At 50.7% G+C, this 773-nt stretch carries 1 protein-coding gene; it reads right to left on the bottom strand.

The genetic code is table 11. The features are described 5' to 3' along the window. A partial coding sequence (locus tag FJQ58_RS00285; RefSeq protein WP_139990474.1) for an ABC transporter substrate-binding protein occupies window positions 1-773 on the bottom strand: 773 nt, incomplete at both ends.

The raw sequence follows: 773 nt of genomic DNA, 5'->3' as shown, positions 1-773 counted from the left end.
CTGCGCCCTGCGGGTTTTTCGACACCGTCGGGATCGACCAGCCGGACATGCCGCCAGGACCGACGTCTTTCGTTCCTTTAGGACCTGTAGGTACCGGTACGAAGTCTAGCTCGTAATCACTCTTGAATACGGTGAAGCCACCGAAGCCGTATTCTGCCGTCATTGCCAGCTTGCCGTTCTTGAATTCCGCGTTGAAATAGTCGCCTTCTTTGTCTTTATCGATGTATTTATCCTTCAGAAGAGCATCCTGCGTGAATTGCATCGCTTCCTTCATGTTATCCGACTCGTAATTGGTCGTAATCGAGCCATCTTCGTTATACGACAGGTTAGTAACGCCATTTGAAGCTACCATTAACGGATAACCCGCATCCCACCAGCCGAAGCCAAACTGGTCGCTCTTGCCATCACCATCGGTATCCTGTGTAAGCTCAAGAGCCGTCGAACGGAACGTATCCCATGTCCAATTGCCTTCGCTATATAGCTCGCCAGGCGTTTTTACGCCATTGTTGTCGAACAGCGTTTTGTTGTAGTAGATGACGATTGGAGCTGCTCCAACGCCAGCTGCATAATGTTTACCGCCGAACGTAAACGCTTTCGATACAGAGGAGTTCCAGAACGGATCAGACAAATCCATGTACTGGTCAAGCGGCTGAACGATCTTTTTCAGCGGATAAACCGGGAAGTTTTGGTCATTTGCCTGTGCGACGTCAACTCGGTCGCCTGCATTGACCATCGAGATCAGCATTGGTTTTTGATCGCCCCATGGCACCGCG

The sequence above is a fragment of the Paenibacillus paridis genome (genome assembly GCF_006345825.1).
GTDB classification, from domain to species: Bacteria; Bacillota; Bacilli; order Paenibacillales; family Paenibacillaceae; genus Pristimantibacillus; species Pristimantibacillus paridis.
The sequence above is the reverse complement of the archived record's forward strand: the minus strand, read 5'-3'. Positions and strand labels throughout refer to the sequence as shown.